Genomic DNA, 19,066 nt, shown 5'->3' with positions numbered 1-19,066 from the left:
GTTAATGAGAATTCTTTCAAGTAATAAGAATTTTATAAAGATGCTTTACTAGAAGTACAAGATTATTAGCAGAAGCTCGCGATTATGTTTAATAAATTCTTAAAAATAGAAATGTCTTCTATATTGTGATGGTTTGTAAAATGGCTGTACGTAATTCCTCTAAACCAAATGCTTTTTCTGAAGATGTTACAAGAAGTTCAGGGTAAGCTGCTGGACGTTTGAGAAGCTTTGTTTTTGTAGTTATTACTAATTTTTCAAGATCACTGGATTTGATTTTATCACTTTTCGTGAAAACAATTTGATATGAAACAGCTGCTTTATCAAGAAGATCTAGAACATCTGCATCATTCTTTTTGATTCCATGGCGTGAATCAATCAACAGATAAACACGTTTTAGTGTTGTACGACCCCGTAAATAGCTGAAAATCAAATTTGTCCATGCATCAACCAAATTTTTAGGCGCTTCAGCAAAACCATAACCTGGCATATCTACCAGTGCTATAGGGGGAAGATCTTCTCCTTGTCCACTGAAACCATCAGGTACAAAGTAATTCAGTTCTTGCGTACGCCCCGGTGTATTTGAGGTACGTGCTAAGCCTTTTTTTTGGACGAGCGCATTAATTAAAGATGACTTACCAACATTAGAACGTCCTGCAAAGGCGATTTCTGGTGGTCCTTCAGGGGGAAGAAAGCGTATTGCTGGTACACCACGAATAAAAATCCAATTGTGAGAAAAAATTCCAGAAAGGGAAGTATTTCTTGTCATTCATGCACTTCTTTTTTTGGTGATTTTTTCCACATAGCTTTAAGGTTATCGAAAAGTTCGATTTTTACCCCTTGGCGTTTCATCATGATACTCTGTTGGATTATTGATAATATATTGTTCCATGCCCAATAGATGACAAGACCAACAGGGAAGGAGGCGAGCATAAAAGTAAAGATAACCGGCATCCATGTAAAGATCATTGCTTGTGTTTGGTCTTGAGGGGATGGATTCATACGCATTTGTAAAAACATCGTTATTCCCATAATCAAAGGCCATGCACCAATCATAAGAAAGCTTGGAGTCGTATAGGGTAAGAGACCAAATAGATTAAAAACAGATGTTGGATCTGGCGCTGCTAAATCTTTAATCCAGCCAAAGAAAGGTGCATGTCGCATTTCGATGGTAATATAGAGAACTTTATAAAGAGCAAAGAAGATTGGAAATTGAACCAACATCGGCCAACAGCCAGCAAGAGGATTAATTTTTTGGGTTTTATAGAGCTCTATTATTGCTTGTTGTTGTTTGTTTCGGTCATCTGGATATTTTTCTTTTATTTCTAACAACATAGGTTGTACAAGCTTCATGCGTGCCATAGATTTGTAAGACTTATTTGCAAGTGGGAAAAGAAGCGTTTTTAAGAGCACGGTGACAAGAAGAATAGCGATTCCAAAATTGCTTGTTTGCTTATAAAGAATGTCAATGAGAGAAAACATTGGTTTGGTGATGAAGTCAAACCAACCCCAATCGATTAAGAGTGCAAACTTCTTAATTTGCAGGTCATTTTGATAATGATTAATGATTCCAACTTGTTTTGCACCAGCAAAAAGACGATTTTTAATGGTTTTTGTTTCATTGGGAGCAATCGTTAAAAGGGATCCTAGCAAGTCAGATTGATAGTGTGTTTGTAGATGATCAAAATAAACAAAGCGACTTGTATATTCTTTATCCTGTGGTGGAATAACTGCTACAGCCCAATATTTATCGGTAATACCAATCCAACCTCCTGTTATTTTAGAGAAAGTCATGCTTTTTTTGCCACTGTCAGGATTAGGATCAAGCTCAGCTAAGGCTTTGTATTTCTCAGTTTTGAGTGAATCACCTGCAATAGCTATCATACCTTCATGAAGCAAATAGGTTGCATTTGTATGTTCTGGTGGAGCTGCACGTGCAACACGTGCATAGGATGAGAGATATATCGGTTTATCCCCTTCATTGCTGATAGTGTCCTCAATGGTAAACATGTAGTGATCATCAACAGAAAGGGTACGACGGAAGATTTGTCCCTGTCCATTATTATAAATTAAGGTAACGGGTGTTGAAGGAGTCAGGGTGGTATTGCTACCCTCTATTTGCCATTGGGTATCAGATTGCGGCAAGGCGTCTACGGGTAAAGATGAACTTGTAAAACCGAATTCAGCAAGATAGGTCGTTGTGAAACCTTTGGGGTTTAGTAAAGCAATTTCTGGTGATTTTTTATCTACTGTCAGGCGATATTTTTTGAGGAGAAGATCATCAAATTGTGCACCAACAAGATTAATAGATCCTTCAAGTTCATTGGTTTTGATAGTAATACGGTTTGTTTTAGCTAGTACAGCATTTCGCAGTTCAGGAGTCATTTGCGGATCAATTATGTGCGTTGATTCACGCGTTGATACTGCATCAGAAAAATTTGTTGTAGGAGTGGAGAGTGTTGATTGCTGTTTTGACGATTGCTGAGCAATCATTTGTTGCCTTTGTAACTCAGCCTGTTTGGGAGCAACGTGAAGAAATTGCCATGCGATAAGCACTGCGAAAGACAATCCAATGGCGATAAAGAAATTGCGGTTATATTCCATTCGTGCATCCCTGTTGTCGTTGCTGATGTTGTGTTTTGGGTTTTATTCGTCGATTTAATTCACTGATCAAAGATGTAAAAGGCGCATAAAGTACGCTAGGGCGCGCAACAATAACGTAATCTGTTCCTGCTTCCATGTTATTTGTTAAACCAACCCTTACTGCTTCACGCAAACGCCTTTTAATACGATTGCGTTTGACAGCGTTGCCATTTTTGCGCGTAACTGTGAAACCTACACGCGCAACAAGAGGAGTTTTTGTCTCTGCAGTTTGTTTATGGGACTTCACTTCGAGCAAAAATAAAGGACCACGTCGTTTTTCTCCTGTGCGGACAGCCAAAAAATCTGCTCTCTTGCGAAGGCGGCATGGATGTTTTTTCTTCATAAAAAACGTTCCGCAATTTTACTAAATGCCTGCTTTGCAGGCATTAGAGGTTCATAACGAAAATTTCACAATGGTGAGATGATGGATCACCCTCAATTGTTGTGAAAAATTAAATGGTTAAGCGGATAGACGTTTACGTCCACGAGCCCGCCTTGCAGCGATCACTTTACGGCCACCAGCGGTTGCCATACGTGCGCGAAACCCATGACGGCGTTTACGGACAAGTTTAGATGGTTGGTAAGTACGTTTCATTTATTTAAATACCGCGGAGTGCGGCCCTTCTTAATTTTACGGTAATATTCTATGGCAATTATGCACTAGATAAACAGTCTTATCCTATCTTACGACTGACCATCCATAAGGAAAAACATAAGAAAAGTCAATCTTAGATTGTTTTCTCTTTCCTTTAAAAATATCAAAAACGCTATGGTTGATGTGTATTTTGTTCATAATAGTTTCAAATTTAAGGAAAATAATGATGACTTATAATGCCTCAATCTCCAGTTATTTTTTATACCACAAGTTAATACTGGTAAAAAGGTAAAAAGAATCGTGACTTGTTATTATATGATATTAGTAGTGTGTTTGTTTTATAAGAGGTTTGCTTCGTTTGAGTTTTTAAAGGCGCTTGTAAAATGCGTGAGGTGATTGTACGAAAAACATGTTTCATGGAATTTTATTTAAAATTTTACGCAGGCGTTTTCTTTGAGATTGGTTTCGTATTTTAAAAGAGATAAGCTGTGAGATATTTATAGTTTATAATTCTAAAAAGTGCAAAATTTCAAGTAATTAAGTTAAAAGTGTTTTAAGTCTTTATTGCTATATTTTGGGCATTTGTATAGAGAGGAAAGAATGTGAATCCTATAACAAGTGAGGCTATCCGTAACGCGTTATCTAAAATCAAAGTGCCGAATTCTGAAAGTGATATTGTGTCGCTTGGGCTTCTTTCAGAAATACTGATTGCTCATGGAAAGGTATTTTTTTCCATTACAGTTCCTGATGGACATGTGCAAGAATGGGAAGTGGTGTGCCGTGCTGCTGAAGAAGTGGTGTGTGCTATGGATGGGGTTGAATCTGTTGTTGTCACCCTTACGGCAGAAAAAAAACCGAAGGCTTCTTCTCAGATGCAGAGGAATACAGTTTTTTCTGCATCAAGGCGTAGAGCGATAGGATTGCCTGTAAAAACGCCAATAGAAGGTGTGCGGCATGTGATTGCTGTTGCTTCTGGAAAGGGAGGGGTTGGTAAATCGACAATGGCGATAAATATCGCTTTAGCTTTACAAGATTCTGGTTTTAAAACTGGTTTAATGGATGCAGATATCTATGGTCCGTCTTTGCCACGTTTGACAGGATTGGTTAACCAAAAACCACAACTTGTTGATGGGAAAAAGATTCAGCCTCTTGAAAAATTTGGTCTTAAATTGATGTCGATGGGATTTTTGGTTGAGGAAGAAAAGCCGGTGGTATGGCGTGGTCCCATGGTAATGGCGGCGGTGACGCAATTGCTCCGAGATGTTTTATGGGGACCTTTAGATGTCTTGGTGGTGGATATGCCGCCAGGGACAGGAGATGCACAATTGACACTTGCTCAACAAGTGCAATTAACGGGTGCATTGATTGTTTCTACTCCGCAGGATCTTGCTTTAGTTGATGCATGTAAAGCGATAGAAATGTTCATGAAAGTCAATGTTGCTATTTTAGGGCTCATTGAGAATATGAGTTATTTTATTGCTCCTGATACGGGGAAACGTTACGATATTTTTGGTTATGGTGGTGCACAGGCAGAAGCGAGGCACCGAGGAGTGCCTTTTTTAGCAGAAGTGCCGCTTGATGCAGCTTTACGATCTTCTTCAGATGATGGCGTGCCAATCTTTGTTGCTAAACCCGATGAGACGTATGCTAAGATTTATCGTGCAATTGTGGAGCAAATAAAAGACAAATTTCCTTAAATTTATGTTTTTTAAAGTTTACTAACAAACAATAATTTAGAACATAAGGGCGATTTTTATGAAAATGGGAGTACGTAAACATTTTATTGTTCTATGAGATCTTTCGGATATTAAGCAAAAATTGATTGTGGAATGGATGATTATGTTTGTTTTTCTAAAATTATCCGTTGATTTTTGCTGCTGGCACGAAATTGATGAAAATTTTAGTTCAGATATAAAAGAGTATTTTTCGATATGAAATTGTTGGATATTCTTTATGCCGTTGTGAAAACTGAATATTACAAAATGAAATATTGTAATAGGGTCTCATTCATTGGTTTGCCCCAAACAATGGGGGACTGCGGCTAGGAGAATTGTGTTTACTTTTGGGAATGTTTTAACAGCAATGAATATGCTTAATCCCCAAAAAGCGGGTTTAGTCATTTAGAAAACTTAATTTTTAACAGGGGGAAGTAGGCATTTGATGTGGAAATGGCTGAAATTATTTTCTTGAAATGAAGGTTTTATGTAAAAAATATTGGGGTTAATATGGTTTGTTAGAATTGAGCATTCATTCTACTGAGAGTAATCATGGTAATCCGAATGTATTATAACACTTCACCAAAGTATAAATGCTAAAGGAAGAAATTCCATTATAGCATAAATGATTATTAAAATGGTTGTTTTTTGCGATAGCAAAAATTGGCAGAAATAAATGATACCGAAGAAAGATTTTAATAAAAGCCGATGAAGAGAGATTATTTGGCTATGAAAGAATGGTATGGGTGAAAAAACATATTTTATAAGTGGGCATGCCTATTCTGCGCCTGTTTTAGAACCAGCACTTTATCTTGTGGCAACGCCTATCGGAAATCTTGCCGATATCACTCTTCGTGCTTTGCAAGTGCTTGCAGGAGTTGATATTCTTGCTTGTGAGGATACGCGTGTGACGCGTGTTTTATTGGAACGCTACGGTATTGAAAAAAAAACCTTTCTTTATCATGAATATAATGCACAAAAGGCAGGACCAAAGTTACTGAAAGCTTTGGCAGAAAAGAAAAGTGTGGCGCTTGTATCAGATGCTGGGACACCGCTAATTTCTGATCCAGGATTTCGATTGGTGGAAGAAGCACGCAAAGCGGGTCATAAAACTATTCCAATTCCTGGTGCATCAGCTCTTTTAGCAGCTCTTGTCGCGACGGGGCTTCCTACCGATAGTTTTTTCTTTGCAGGTTTTTTAAGTGCACGCAAGACGCAACGCCAAAAGCGTTTGGAACAATTAAAAGCCATTCCTGCAACGTTGGTTTTTTATGAATCTCCCCATCGTCTTATTGAGACTTTACAGGATATGGTTGCTCTTTTTTCAGCAGATCATCCCGCGGCAATCTGTCGTGAATTAACAAAAAAATTTGAAACGGTGGATGTTTCTAATTTAGGAAATTTGTTAGAAAATTACAGCAAACAAACGCATATTCGTGGGGAAATTGTTGTGCTTGTTGGGCAGGCACTTTCTTCTTTGGCAGTGATGAGTGAGCAAGAAGTTGATGCAATGTTATTAGAATTGTCTGGGGCGCATTCTGCTGCGAAGGTAGCTGCTTTGGTGGCAAAGAGAACGGGTTTAAAAAAACAAGAACTTTTTCAGCGATTAAATTTTTTAAAAGATACGTAAAGCAATGGAGAAAACGATACAAAAAAAGCGTAGGCAAAAGTCTTTCTATCGAGGTCTTCGTGCAGAAAAATGGGCAGCTTGGTGGTTGCGACTCAAAGGTTTTCACATTGCTGAAATGCGTTTTAAAACAAAATATGGTGAAATTGATTTAATTGCACGGCGTGGCAATCTTGTACTCATTGTTGAAGTAAAAGCACGCCCAACATTAGCTGAAGCAATGGTTGCGGTTTCACGGGTGAATGAAAAGCGAATTGAGGCAGCAGCCGATATTTGGTTGGCACGACAAAAAGATCGTGCTCTTTTATGTTTACGCTTCGATCTGATTGCAATTTTGCCGTGGTGTTGGCCGAAGCATATTCCAGCATTTTTTACATCTGATAAATAAGAGTTTCTATATTGTTTTAACCATGCTAAGTGAAAGAGCTTTTGTTTTCATATACACATGTACACATGAATGAGAAAAATGGGTAACATTTGAGCACTATGAGGAGCGAAATATGGATGATTATGAAAAGTTTGCAACGGGCTTGTTGATTGTTTTTGGGGCGCTGATTATAGGTGGTTTAATGGCGGTTCATATTATGCTTATGAATAAGCCCGGTTTTTTGTTTGCCTTAGCGGCTGCTATCATTGGTTGGTTTTCTGCTTTTGCTGTTCTTTTTGATAAACCCAAAGTCTATTTGGTCTTGATTGTTCTTGCTATGCTCTGTGTTGCGTCCTCAATTAGTGTTTATGTGAGTTAAAATGCTAAGGCGTTGGCTTTAGTTTTCTGTGAAATGATGTGTACGAGGAGTAGAAATGAAAATTGGCTTCCTTGGAACAGGTAAAATTAGCGCTTCCATGGTCGATGGTTTAATGATGAGCGCTTTTGATGTTGCTTCTGTTATCCTTTCACCTCGCAATGCACAAATGGCAGAACGCCTTTCACACAATTATGATAAGGTTATTATTGCTGAAAACAATCAAGCATTAGTGGATGCTAGTGATTGTGTTTTTCTTTGTCTTCCCAACCAAATTGCAGAAGAGGTTTTGTGTTCTCTTCGTTTTCGTCCTGAACAGCTTGTGGTTTCTGTGCTTGCGATGGCAAAAGCAGCAGATGTTGAAGCATGGATAAACCATAAAGTTTATCGTGCTGTTCCACTTCCTTTTGTGGCAGAATGTAAAAATTTGACGCCAATTTATCCTGATCACCCATTTTTACGAAGCTTATTTGATGCTTTGGGTGGCACATTGGTTTTGGATGGGGAAGAGCAGTTTAATCTTTTTATGACTGCTGGTTCACTTATGGGAGTTTATTTTAATTTTATACAAATAGCACATCAATGGTTTGTGACACAGGGGTTAAAAAAACAGCAGTCAGCAGACTTCCTTTCTATGATGTTTGGAAATCTTACCGATGAAATGCGCAAGATTATGGCTGAGAATTATTCTACACCTTTTGATTTTGCACTCCTCGAGAAAGAGTTTTCAACAAAGGGGGGAACAAATGAGCTTTTGTCAAACTGTTTTTCTCGCCAAGGGGGAGGAAACGCTTTAATAACGGCTCTTGAGACTACTTTGCAAAAAATAAATACGCCTTTTACGCATTAGAGGGCTGAATTAGGATTTTTAATCTTCATGAGAGTGGTTATTGGTGCGTTGGTTTATTTTTCATAAACACAGATCTATAAAATTGTCTGCTCTATATATTTAAGTGACAAATAGATTAATATTCAGAATTTTTCTAAATGAATAAATTGATTTATGAAGATAGTTTATTGTTTGCAGATTGCATAGCAATACTGAATACAAAAACTTCTTTTCTCTTATTTTGAAATAAAAAATCCTTTCTTATACGATTATAAGAGGGAAGAGCGTATGGATAAATCGTTTAAGGAGAGGAAGGATATGTTTCTCATGAATGCTTTCAAATACAAAGGGTAGATGCGACATTTTGAATTGGTAAAAGGTTATACTGCTGCTGGTTTGTATTTTCATAAAGATAATCATTGCTAATGGGGCTTGCGTTCTATTTTATGGGGAGCGTTGTGAAATGGGTTTGGGATCTTATTGGGATGTTTGTTAAAATAGCTCTATGAATAAGTATTGTAGGAGCGTGTGATGTTTTATGAAGAAAAAACGCAAGAATGTGAAGTGTTGCGCAATTTCCTTAACAGATCTTGTTGTGGATGTGTTTGAAGATCGTCAAGCTTAAATTAAAAAGAGAGTGAAGAAGGACGATGGTTTACTTCTTTTCAGCCAAAATGGTTAAAATACCTTAGTCATTGTTTTGTTATTTATAAATAAAAAGTTTTTAATAACAGTATGTTATTTTTCTAATGACAAAAGTGATGGGGGTGTGAAAATATACTAGTATGGGAGGGGGGATAGAATAGATTCGCATGGTAAACAAGCATATGCATGAAAGCTATTGAGTGGGGGCATAGGAGGAGTCGCCTTATGGACCACATTCTTTGATTTTTATGTTAGTAAAATGATAATGATTACATATTGAGATAAAGCGGTCCCTCATTGCCTTGTGGGCAGGTCCAATTGATATTTTGATTGGGGTCTTTTATATCGCAGGTTTTACAATGTATACAGTTTGGAGCGTTGATAACATAAGCTTGTTGATCATTATTCTCTACCCATTCATAGACAGCAGCAGGGCAATAGCGGGTAGAAGGTCCTCCATAGATTTTATATTCAGAGTCTTTTTGTTTTGCTAATGAGGCTATTTGTAAATGGCAAGGTTGATTTTCTTCATGATGCGTATTTGAAAGTGCAACACTGGAAAGGCGATCAAAGGTTACAACTCCATCTGGTTTTGGATAAGCAATGGGTTGAAAATTTTCTGCTGGTTCAAGACAGGCATAATCTGCTTTTGCGTGGGAGAGCGTTTTAAATAAGGAAAACCCGAACAGATTTTGCCACCATATATCAAAACCGGCAATCCTGATGCCATATTTTGTACCATACTTTGTCCAGAGTGGTTTGGCATTGCGCACTTTATAAAGATCTTTGCCAATGGGACCTTTGCGCCAATCCTCTTCGATTTCTTTGACTTCATCATGAGCGCGACCTTTTGCCAGAGCTACCGCGATTTTATCGGCTGCTAAGATGCCAGATAAGATGGCATTGTGTGATCCTTTAATACGAGGGACATTGACAAAACCAGCAGAACAGCCAATAAGTGCTCCACCTAGAAAGGTCAGTTTTGGTACAGATTGCCAGCCACCTTCGCTGATGACGCGTGCTCCATAGGAAAGGCGTTTTGCACCTTTGAAAATTTCATAGAGTTTGGGATGTGTTTTAAAACGTTGAAACTCTTCAAAAGGGGAAAGATAAGGATTTTTATAATCTAAGTGCACAACAAAACCGACAGAAATTAAATTGTTTTCTTGGTGATAAAGAAAACCACCGCCACCAGTGTCATTTTCTAAGGGCCAACCGGCAAAATGCTGTACTAAACCAGGTTTATGTTTTTGAGGTTCAACTGCCCAAAGCTCTTTGAGACCGAGACCAAACTTTTGTGGTTCACGGTTTTTGCTCAGATCAAATTTCTGTATCAGCTGTTTTGCAAGGGAACCACGTGCCCCTTCTGCAATCAGAGTATATTTTGCTAATAAAGCCATACCAGGCATATAATTTTTCCCAGGAGTCCCGTCCTTATTTAATCCCATATCTCCTGTGAGAACGCCAATGATAGCGCCATTATCATTCTCTATGGTTTGTGATACGGCAAAACCAGGATAGATTTCAACACCAAGTGCTTCGGCTTTTTTGCTTAGCCAACGACAAACACTCCCAAGTGAAACAATATAGCACCCATCATTTGATAAGATTTTGGGGAGAAAAATATTGGGAAATAATGTAGCTTGTGTTGGCTTTAGAAAAAAAAACTGATCACGTTTAACAGGCGTTTTAAAGGGATGATCGTGTTCATTTCTCCATTCTGGTAAGAGAGTATCAATACCGATGGGATCAACAACGGCACCAGAAAGAATATGGGCACCAACTTCTGTGCCTTTTTCAACGATTGTCACAGAAAGTTTTGGGTTGATCTGTTTTAGACGAATGGCAGCAGAAAGTCCTGCAGGTCCGGCTCCAACAATCACGATGTCAAATTCCATGCTTTCACGTTGATGATGCAAAGGCACATTCATGGCTTATAAAGCTTTCTCCAGTTTTGGTATAATTTTGTGCGGATTAGCTGCACATATTGGGTAATTTTTATGGAGAAAAGTCCTGCTGCTCCTGCTCCAACAATCACACTGTCAAATTCTATACTTTCACGTTGATGATGCAAAGGTACATTCATGGCTTATAAAGCTTTCTCCAACTCTGGAATAATTTGATGAAGATCACCGACAAGGGCATAATCAGCAATTTGCATGATGGGAGCTTCTGCATCTTTATTAATGGCAACAATAACTTGTGCATCCATTATACCTGCTAAATGTTGGATTGCACCGGAAATGCCAACAGCTATATAGAGTTCTGGAGCAACGACTTTTCCTGTTTGCCCAATTTGCCAATCATTAGGGGCATAGCCAGCGTCAACTGCTGCACGGCTAGCACCTAAAGCTGCTTCTAGCTTATTGGCAAGGGGGAGAAGGAGTGCCATAAATTGTTCTTGTGAACCGAGTCCGCGCCCGCCTGATATAATAACACGTGCTGAGGTAAGATCAGGACGGTTGCTTTTATTGGTTGCAGCTTCTATGAAAGAGGAAAGGTTTGGATTGGGGGCTGGTGTTATTGTCTTAATGGGAGCAGTATTATTTTGGAAAGGAGCTGGTGTGAAAGAGGCTGTACGAACAGTTATAACCTTTTGGTGATCATTGGTGCGTACAGTTTCAAGTGCATTTCCTGCATAAATGGGCCGTTTGAAAGTGTCTTGTGCAAGAACTGCAATAATGTCTGAAATTTGCATAACGTCAAGAAGAGCAGCTACGCGCGGCATGATATTTTTGCCGGTGCTGGTAGAGGCAGCCATGATCACATCATAATCTTTCGCATATTCGACAATGGTATTTGCTATAGGTTCAGCAAGTTGATGGGCTAAATAATCAGCTTCAGCGATAAGAACTTGTCGCACACCAACGAGTTTGGCACTGTTTTGGGCAATGTCTTGGACCTGTGTTCCACAAACCAAAATATCAATATTATCGCTGATTGCTCGAGCGGCAGTGAGTGCTTTTGCAGTTTCTTCTGTATTATGTTCGGCTAATAAAAGAATTGCCATAAGTTTTTGCCCTTTTATACAGTGTATTTTAAAATTTATTGGTTATCACTATTAAATGCGATTTGTTTGTTTTAGTGCATTGACCAGTTCTGCTACATTTGCCACTCTGATACCTGATTGGCGGGGTTTAGGCTCTTCAACGCTTAGAACTGTTAAGCGCGTCTGCGTATCGATGCTAAGGTCAGAAAGTGTTTTCTTTTCAATGGGTTTCTTTTTTGCTTTCATAATATTGGGTAGAGAGGTGTAACGTGGTTCGTTTAAGCGTAGATCAGCTGTCAGGACTATGGGGAGGGGGAGAGAAAGCGTTTGGGTACCGTCATCTACTTCACGGATAACAGTTGCATGCCCATTTTCTACGTTTAAGCTTGAGGCAAAAGTTGCCTGTCCCCAACCAAGAAGAGCTGCTAGCATTTGTCCGGTTTGATTGCTATCGTCATCAATGGCTTGTTTTCCCAAAAAGACCATATCTGGTTTTTCCTCATCAACAATGACTTTAAGAATCTTAGCAATTGCTAAGGGTTCAAGAGTTTGTTCTGTCATGACAAGGAGTGCACGGTCCGCACCCATTGCAAGTCCTGTTCGCAAAGTTTCTTGTGCGGCTTCTGGTCCAATTGAAACAAGAACAACTTCTGAAACGTTCCCAGTTTCTTTTTGGCGGATTGCTTCTTCTACAGCGATTTCGTCAAAAGGGTTCATGGACATCTTGACATGGGATAGATCAACGCCTGTACCATCGGGTTTGACGCGTATCTTGATGTTATAATCCACAACACGTTTGACAGCGACAATTATTTTCATGGTGATCCTCTTCGTTTGTGTGATTACAAGTTTATAGCAATAATGATAAGAAACCAAATTGTTTAGAATGAAATCTCACTTATAATTATTTTTCTTCAATGTATGTATTTGCTTAAAGTTGTTTCTTTTTTTATCACTGTTACTCATCTCTTTTTTATTTTTATGCAGTTTCATAATTGTCACATTCATTTGAATAAAAAGTAAAAACAGTATGTTTTTATTTTAAGAAAATGTCTTTGTGATAGTTTAAAGAGAATTTAAAATAAAAGGGATAGAGAATGATTAAGTGATCTCAGAATAATAAAATGAAAATATGCATTTTTGTTCGTTGTGGAGCAAAATGGCAAAAAGCGTCAAAAAGAAAAATAGGGGAAAACTTATCAATTTAAATCTTGAGAATAGGTACATTTAAGATCACTTATTGGGATATTTGCGCAAGTTCTTAAAGCTCTATTTACCAAAATGGAGCATAATTTCTTTTTATTTGTGCGATTCTTTGCAAAAAATGTAAAGCGTAGTGTTTATAGACATCATGAGGGGTAGCGTATTTTGAATACGAAGAGTCAGACTATAAAGCAGGTGAAGAAAGATAATCCTTCCTTTTTTGTTGTGGAGCAAAAAGAAAAGATGGATAGGTCTACTGAAGTCACTATGTCGGACATTGCTAAAAATTTACGCTCTGTTTATGCTCAAATGCAGATGAAACATTCTTCTCATCCAGTAACATCGCGAAGTTTTGTAGAAGAAGGTTTAAAATCTTACTTGGATGATATTAGTAGAGCAATTTTGGCTGAGCATTATATCCGCCGCCAAAAAGAAAAAAAGCTTTTTGAGTATTTAGAGCAGATTAAAACACTTGTTCAAAGTTTGCAGAACGAAAAGAAAAGCTTAGAAGAAGCAATGGTGACACGGCGTATGGTACGTTCAAAATCGCTTGATTCTGTTGTGCAAAAGCTTGCTGATATGGTAGATGAAGGGAAGCAAGAACGCTCGTTGCGCCAAGAGACATTAAGCTGTTTAAAACAAAACAACCTAACTGCAAGCCAAACAAGTTTTGAAAATGCCTTACAAAAAGGGACTAAAAACTTTTTGACAAATGATACTATAGTACCTTTTTCAAAAGAGGGTAAGGAGCTTGTAGGGCATTCTACTAGACCTGAAAGATACTCTTCTGACGTTCAAGCAGTTGATCGTTGCGTCGAGGATGGTTGCGTGCCTTCCTTAAATATGAAACCTCAGAAAACTTTCTTTCCTTCTTTTAAAAAAGTTTTTGGGTGTTTTTTAATCATTGCATTTGTGACAGCGATAACGTTATGTTTTTATGGGCTTTTAAAAGGAGCTGTTTTTTTTAGTTTTTATTAGGTTAAGTGCTATGAGATATATTGCGCATTTGTGATTTTCTGAAAACATGTGTGCAATTTAAAATGATCTTTTTAAATACACGATAAAAACTATTGGAGAAGAGGGGCTTATTGGAAAGGAGCTTTCGAATTATCTAAAAAGTTAAATTATCTTGAAGGTTTTGTAAGTGAGTATTTATTTACCAATTGCTGAAATGTCACTTAACATGCTGATCTTAATTAGTATGGGAGTCGTTGCTGGTTTTTTTTCAGGTCTTTTTGGCATTGGCGGTGGTTTTCTTATCACGCCGTTATTGATTTTTTATAATGTTCCTCCTGCTATCGCTGTTGGAACAGGTGCTAATCAGATGATTGCATCATCTGTAACGGGGGCGATTACACATTTTAGAAGACGCACCCTTGATATCAAACTTGGTATTCTTTTGGCAATTGGTGGGGGTATTGGCTCTGTAATTGGGATTCAGATTTTTTCTGTTTTGAAAAAGTTGGGACAATTAGATCTTATGATTTCACTGCTTTATGTGGTCCTTCTTGGCAGTATTGGGAGTTTGATGATTATTGAAAGCTGGCGCGATATGGTGCGTCAGCGTCAGGAACAAAAAGTTAATATGCGCCTTGCTGGTAAACATAATTGGATCCATCGATTGCCATTAAAAATGCGTTTTCGCACATCTATGATCTATGTGAGTATTATTCCAGTTTTAGCAATTGGTCTCATTGTTGGCTTACTGTCCTCTATTATGGGAATTGGTGGGGGATTTTTTATGATACCAGCACTGATTTATCTGCTACGTGTCCCAACCAGCGTGGTGATTGGAACATCACTTTTTCAGATCACATTTGTGTCTTCTTTTACTACAGTTTTGCAAAGTATGACCAATCAGTCTGTTGATATCGTGTTAGCTTTTTTGTTGATGCTTGGCGGCAGTATTGGGGCGCAATATGGAACGCGGGTTGGACGAAAGTTAAAGGCTGAACAGTTGCGTATGGCTCTTGCATTTTTGGTGTTGATTGTATGTATGCGTCTTGCATTCCAATTATTTATACGCCCTGATAATCTTTTCTCTCTGGATATTTTAATGAGATAAAAATGGGTAGATTGTTTTCTTTAGGCATCATTACAGGTTGCTTTTGTGTCTCTTCTTTTTCTGCATGGGCACATGTTGGCGCAAAAGCTGCGTATATTGATCCCATTGATCATGAAGCTATCCAAGTCATTGTAACAACGAATAGGATTACGGTTGATGCACATTTTGATGGTCGTGATCTTTATATTGCCGGTGTTTTGGAAAATACTGATCCGTTATATTCTCGTCAAAATCTTTATGACATTATTGTGAGCTTGGAGGGACCAGCTCGGCCAATGGTTATGCGAGAAAAAAAACGTAATGCTGGGGTTTGGGTTAACGCAGATTCCCTTGTTTTTAAAAATGTTCCTCTCTTTTATTCTATGGTCACAACGCGTGAGATTGATGATATTACGAGTGTTGAAGATTATAAGCGTTTGAGGCTTGGGTTATCCTCTTTATTACTGTCGACAGATGAACAAGATGAAAAGAAAATACAAATTTTTCGTGATGAGTTGATAAAATTGCAAAAAGATAAAAATCTTTATCATGAGGAGGTAGGAGGCGTTCGTTTTGGTTCAGGGGCACTTTTTACAGCACACTTTCGTTTGCCAGCTAATACGCCTGTTGGACATTATCAGGTGCGTGCTTACCTTTTTCGCAATGGGCAATTTATTGATAGTACAACGACAACTCTTGAAATCGTTAAAGCACAAATCACTTATACAGTTTTTCATGCAGCGCACAAGCATAGCTTGCTCTATGGTATTTTTGCAGTGATTGTGGCTATTAGTACAGGCTTTTTGTGCCGCTTGATTTTTCGAAAAGACTAGAGAAGGAAAACGTTCAGATTTTTATTTTTTATCAAGAATGCGTAAGATAAGAAAAATGGGTACAACAATGATGGCTCCCGTCATGGTCAGATGAGAAAGGTTTGCAAGGGTTATAAATCCTGTTTCCCAGAGATGTTTTAAAAAATTTATTATTTTCTGTACGAGGCTCTCAGGTGTCCAGCCAAGAAAATCCATCACAATGCCGGCAACGAAGGAGAGGATGAGCAATTTTAAAATGACACGACCCAGTGTCCCTCCAAGAAATCTATGAAGAGAGTTGGACCATTTTTTCTTTTGGTTCATGTTTAATACTTTCAAATATACCGTAACGTCGTTGCATCAGACAATAATGTTTTTTTAAAAAGAAGAGAAAACATTTTTTTTGTTATTTTTTCTTACGTCTCTTTCAAGCTTACCACCTTGTAATACTGGAGTAACCTCTGTACTGGTTTCTGACACGCGCTCGTGTTCTATTGGCATTTTTCGAGATATTTTCATAGTATTCCTTTCATTAACTTAGTAAATATTCTTTATTTTGGGGAATCTATTGAGAAAATTATAATATTTTGACGTTTTACATGATAATAAAAGTGTTTTTAATACATCGAAGATTGTATAATAAATGAATATGTTGTGTATAGAATCTATTTTTAAAATATTCTCTTTCGAAGAAAGACTATTCACCCCTATAAAAAATATATATAGATATTAGAATTCAATATTTCAATTTTTATGAGTTAAAAAATAATGATTTGTTGATCGGAAAGACAAGGGCAACAAAAAATAGGTACAATAAGTGGGGTGGAATTTAGGGGTTCTGAAGTAGAAGGGGGATTGAAAATGTGTTGTTAAAGAAAAAATTGATTATATGCAGGTGGGTAGAGAAATATCAGGCTACTGTGGGGCACGTCCTTTAGATTACGTTATCTCTCCTTAAAAGCTTATAAAGTGTGGTTGAAAGTGTCTTTTGAGTGTTTGTTTACGGAAGTGTTCAAATTTCCTCTTGAAGAAGGATGGAAGAAAACGCTTTTAACACTCAGTTATTGAAGATTTTTAAGATATCAATTTATTATTGAGGCTGTTAAAGCAACGGAAATCAGCACTTTGGTAACTTTTTTAGAAAATCGCAAGAAGAAATTTAAAGAAGAAAGCCTGTTTGAGGAAGCAAATCAGAAATCTTTTTCTGATACATTTTGAATTATCCGTGTTGTGACATTTCCAACAAGTTCTGTCGTTTATGGTCTTATCCATTGTCTATCAGCTGGTTGTTTTCTGTTGCGTATTTTTTTTAGGTTATTTGTGTCACAGGAATGAGCGGTTGGTGATGAAGGTTTTGTATTTCTAAGGGGGTTCTAAGTCTGATCTTCTTATTTTTCGCGCATGATTGTTGCATGGGGAATTTATACAATAAATTTAAAAAGGAAAAATCTATGAGTTTGAAAAGAAAATTAAAAGGGAGCAGTTCTTTTATTTCTGCTGTTTTTGCACTGGGGATGTTTGTGCAACAAGTTTCAGCAAAAACACCTGCCGATACCCTCGTGATGGCTTTGAATCTCGATTCAATTGAGACCTTTGATCCTGCACAGATCAATGAACGTTATGGCAATGAAATTGTTGCTAATATTTGTGATAACTTAATCGATTCTGCTACAAACGATTCCGCTAAAATAGTTCCTGTTTTGGCAAAGAGTTGGGATGTTTCAAATGAAGGTGGGGGTACGGTCATTACTTTTCATTTGCGTGATGATTTGAAGTTTAATGATGGTCGTTCTGCTGGTGCTCATGATCTTGTTTGGGGGATGAAGCGGGTTGTCAAATTGAAGTTGTCTGCGGCGGCAACATTTAATGAATATGGTATCACAGAACAAAATGTTGATTCTACTCTGCAAGCACTAGATGAAAAAACGGTGGTAATGAAATTTGATAAACCTTATCCAGCAGAGATTATTCTTGGCCACATTCTTACTGTTCGCATTGCTGCTTTGCTTGATCGTGAAACCATTATGAAGCACGAACAAGATGGTGATATGGGAAATCGCTATTTGGCAAGTCATGCTGCTTGTGTTGGTCCTTATCAGTTAGAGAGTTGGCGTTCAGGGGAAGCGATTTTGTTGCGCGCAAGTTCCCATTATTGGGGAGAAAAACCTAAATTAAAGCAGATTCTCATTCGTCATATTGCGGAGCCTGGAACACAACGTTTATTGTTAGAAAAACATGATATTGATGTGGCACGTAATTTGATGCCAGAGGATATAGCAGATCTTCAAGCAAAAACAGATATTAAGATTGAGAAAAGATTGACACCATCTGTAATCCTGTGGGGCTTCAACACGACAAATCCTATTTTTGCCAATGAAAAAGTGCGTTTGGCAATGCGCTATCTGATTGATTATGAAACGCTTGGAAAAACGCTCCTTAAAGATGTTGGTATTCCACGGGCAAGCTTTATTCCTCTTGGCAATCTTGGCGCTTTAGATGAAAAAGAAGGACAACCTTTTAAACTTGACCTTGAAAAAGCTAAGCAGCTTTTGACAGAAGCAGGTTATCCAGATGGTTTTGAGGCTAATATTTTTGCTGGAAAATCTCCTTATCCTTTTGCTTTGCCTATTGCTCAGTCTATCCAAGACAATGCAAAAAAGATAGGCGTGCTCTTTAAAATTGAAAATTTTGTAGGGACCCAGTTGTTTTCAAAACTTTATGCACGTAGCTTTGATACGATTTTTATGGGATGGAATAATGATTCTGCAGATCCTTACACCATGGCTTCGCGTCTTGTTTACAATCCTGATAATCGATTTGAGGCTAAAAACACAGGCTATCCTAGTTGGTGTCATGGCTATTTGGATGAAGAGATGAATAAGAAGGTGAAGGAAGCATTGTTTCAAAAAGATCCACAGAAACGGGCAGAAATGTATGCTGATTTGCAGCGTGATTTTATGCAAAAAGGTCCCTATGCTTTTATTTATCAGACATATAATATTGTCGCTATGACACCTGATGTAAAAAAATGGGTGTGGAATAGTGCACCACGTATTTTTTATAGTGCCATTGAAAAATAAACATGTCTTAGAATATTTTAGTTTATAAAGCGTGATCACGATAACTTCGACGTTTTGCTATGGTTGAAAAATTTTGCAAGACGTCGAAATTTATTGGTAGTGAGTTGAATGCTATGTATAAAATGTATTTTTAGAACGTTCTCT

At 37.8% G+C, this 19,066-nt stretch carries 18 protein-coding genes; 9 read left to right on the top strand and 9 right to left on the bottom strand.

What is annotated here, in order from left to right; translation table 11 throughout:
- Nucleotides 1–118: 118 nt before the first annotated feature.
- The 4 genes from yihA to rpmH form a co-directional block, all read right to left on the bottom strand.
- Complete coding sequence (yihA, locus tag ABD917_RS06715) at nt 119–766, bottom strand: ribosome biogenesis GTP-binding protein YihA/YsxC (RefSeq protein WP_345119332.1); 648 nt, start codon at nt 764–766, stop codon at nt 119–121.
- Nucleotides 763–2,601 (bottom strand): membrane protein insertase YidC, encoded by a 1,839-nt coding sequence (gene yidC, locus ABD917_RS06710; protein WP_345119331.1) that lies wholly within the window; start codon nt 2,599–2,601, stop codon nt 763–765. The genes yihA and yidC overlap by 4 nt, the downstream gene beginning before the upstream one ends.
- Nucleotides 2,591–2,983, bottom strand: a complete 393-nt coding sequence (rnpA, locus tag ABD917_RS06705; RefSeq protein ID WP_345119330.1) for a ribonuclease P protein component — start codon at nt 2,981–2,983, stop codon at nt 2,591–2,593. The genes yidC and rnpA overlap by 11 nt, the downstream gene beginning before the upstream one ends.
- A 117-nt stretch (nt 2,984–3,100) precedes the next feature.
- A complete protein-coding gene (gene rpmH, locus ABD917_RS06700; RefSeq protein WP_005864709.1) occupies nt 3,101–3,235 on the bottom strand; it encodes a 50S ribosomal protein L34 in 135 nt (44 codons plus the stop codon).
- A gap of 602 nt (nt 3,236–3,837) precedes the next feature.
- On the opposite strand from rpmH, the gene ABD917_RS06695 reads away from it, so the two are divergent.
- The 5 genes from ABD917_RS06695 to ABD917_RS06675 all read left to right on the top strand — a co-directional run bounded on the left by ABD917_RS06695 (nt 3,838) and on the right by ABD917_RS06675 (nt 8,170).
- The gene (locus ABD917_RS06695; protein ID WP_345119329.1) at nt 3,838–4,932 is read left to right on the top strand and encodes an Mrp/NBP35 family ATP-binding protein; all 1,095 of its coding nucleotides are present in this window, start codon (nt 3,838–3,840) and stop codon (nt 4,930–4,932) included.
- A gap of 760 nt (nt 4,933–5,692) precedes the next feature.
- A complete protein-coding gene (gene rsmI / locus ABD917_RS06690; protein ID WP_345119327.1) occupies nt 5,693–6,580 on the top strand; it encodes a 16S rRNA (cytidine(1402)-2'-O)-methyltransferase in 888 nt (295 codons plus the stop codon).
- 16 nt (nt 6,581–6,596) lie between these two features.
- Entirely contained in the window at nt 6,597–6,965 is a 369-nt protein-coding gene (locus ABD917_RS06685) for a YraN family protein (protein ID WP_345119340.1), read from the top strand.
- Between the two features lie 112 nt (nt 6,966–7,077).
- The gene (locus ABD917_RS06680) at nt 7,078–7,323 is read left to right on the top strand and encodes a hypothetical protein (protein ID WP_345119326.1); all 246 of its coding nucleotides are present in this window, start codon (nt 7,078–7,080) and stop codon (nt 7,321–7,323) included.
- Nucleotides 7,324–7,378: 55 nt separating this feature from the next.
- Nucleotides 7,379–8,170, top strand: coding sequence for a pyrroline-5-carboxylate reductase (locus ABD917_RS06675; protein ID WP_345119325.1), 792 nt, complete (start codon nt 7,379–7,381; stop codon nt 8,168–8,170).
- Nucleotides 8,171–9,063: 893 nt separating this feature from the next.
- Here ABD917_RS06675 and ABD917_RS06670 read toward each other — a convergent pair.
- Genes ABD917_RS06670 through ABD917_RS06655 form a run of 4 tightly spaced genes read right to left on the bottom strand, consistent with a single transcriptional unit; the run spans nt 9,064 to nt 12,602 of the window.
- Complete coding sequence (locus ABD917_RS06670) at nt 9,064–10,725, bottom strand: electron transfer flavoprotein-ubiquinone oxidoreductase (RefSeq protein ID WP_345119324.1); 1,662 nt, start codon at nt 10,723–10,725, stop codon at nt 9,064–9,066.
- Entirely contained in the window at nt 10,722–10,880 is a 159-nt protein-coding gene (locus ABD917_RS06665; protein ID WP_345119323.1) for a hypothetical protein, read from the bottom strand. Before ABD917_RS06665 ends, ABD917_RS06670 begins: the two co-directional genes overlap by 4 nt.
- Before the next feature lie 3 nt (nt 10,881–10,883).
- Nucleotides 10,884–11,804 (bottom strand): electron transfer flavoprotein subunit alpha/FixB family protein, encoded by a 921-nt coding sequence (locus ABD917_RS06660; protein WP_345119322.1) that lies wholly within the window; start codon nt 11,802–11,804, stop codon nt 10,884–10,886.
- Nucleotides 11,805–11,855: 51 nt separating this feature from the next.
- Complete coding sequence (locus ABD917_RS06655) at nt 11,856–12,602, bottom strand: electron transfer flavoprotein subunit beta/FixA family protein (RefSeq protein WP_345119321.1); 747 nt, start codon at nt 12,600–12,602, stop codon at nt 11,856–11,858.
- Nucleotides 12,603–13,151: 549 nt separating this feature from the next.
- Here ABD917_RS06655 and ABD917_RS06650 point away from each other — a divergent pair.
- From ABD917_RS06650 to ABD917_RS06640, 3 genes are all read left to right on the top strand, one after another.
- Entirely contained in the window at nt 13,152–13,964 is an 813-nt protein-coding gene (locus ABD917_RS06650; protein WP_345119320.1) for a hypothetical protein, read from the top strand.
- A gap of 166 nt (nt 13,965–14,130) precedes the next feature.
- Nucleotides 14,131–15,051, top strand: coding sequence for a sulfite exporter TauE/SafE family protein (locus ABD917_RS06645; protein ID WP_345119319.1), 921 nt, complete (start codon nt 14,131–14,133; stop codon nt 15,049–15,051).
- A gap of 2 nt (nt 15,052–15,053) precedes the next feature.
- Nucleotides 15,054–15,863, top strand: coding sequence for a TIGR02186 family protein (locus tag ABD917_RS06640; protein ID WP_345119318.1), 810 nt, complete (start codon nt 15,054–15,056; stop codon nt 15,861–15,863).
- Nucleotides 15,864–15,884: 21 nt separating this feature from the next.
- Here the strand turns inward: ABD917_RS06640 and ABD917_RS06635 are convergent, their stop codons facing one another.
- A complete protein-coding gene (locus ABD917_RS06635) occupies nt 15,885–16,166 on the bottom strand; it encodes a DUF6460 domain-containing protein (protein ID WP_345119317.1) in 282 nt (93 codons plus the stop codon).
- 1,127 nt (nt 16,167–17,293) lie between these two features.
- On the opposite strand from ABD917_RS06635, the gene ABD917_RS06630 reads away from it, so the two are divergent.
- Nucleotides 17,294–18,922, top strand: a complete 1,629-nt coding sequence (locus tag ABD917_RS06630; protein WP_345119316.1) for an ABC transporter substrate-binding protein — start codon at nt 17,294–17,296, stop codon at nt 18,920–18,922.
- Nucleotides 18,923–19,066: the final 144 nt, after the last annotated feature.

This window comes from Bartonella pachyuromydis, from assembly GCF_039543065.1.
Taxonomy (GTDB): Bacteria; Pseudomonadota; Alphaproteobacteria; order Rhizobiales; family Rhizobiaceae; genus Bartonella; species Bartonella pachyuromydis.
Note: the sequence above shows the minus strand (reverse complement) of the source record. Positions and strands in the feature narration are given on the sequence as shown.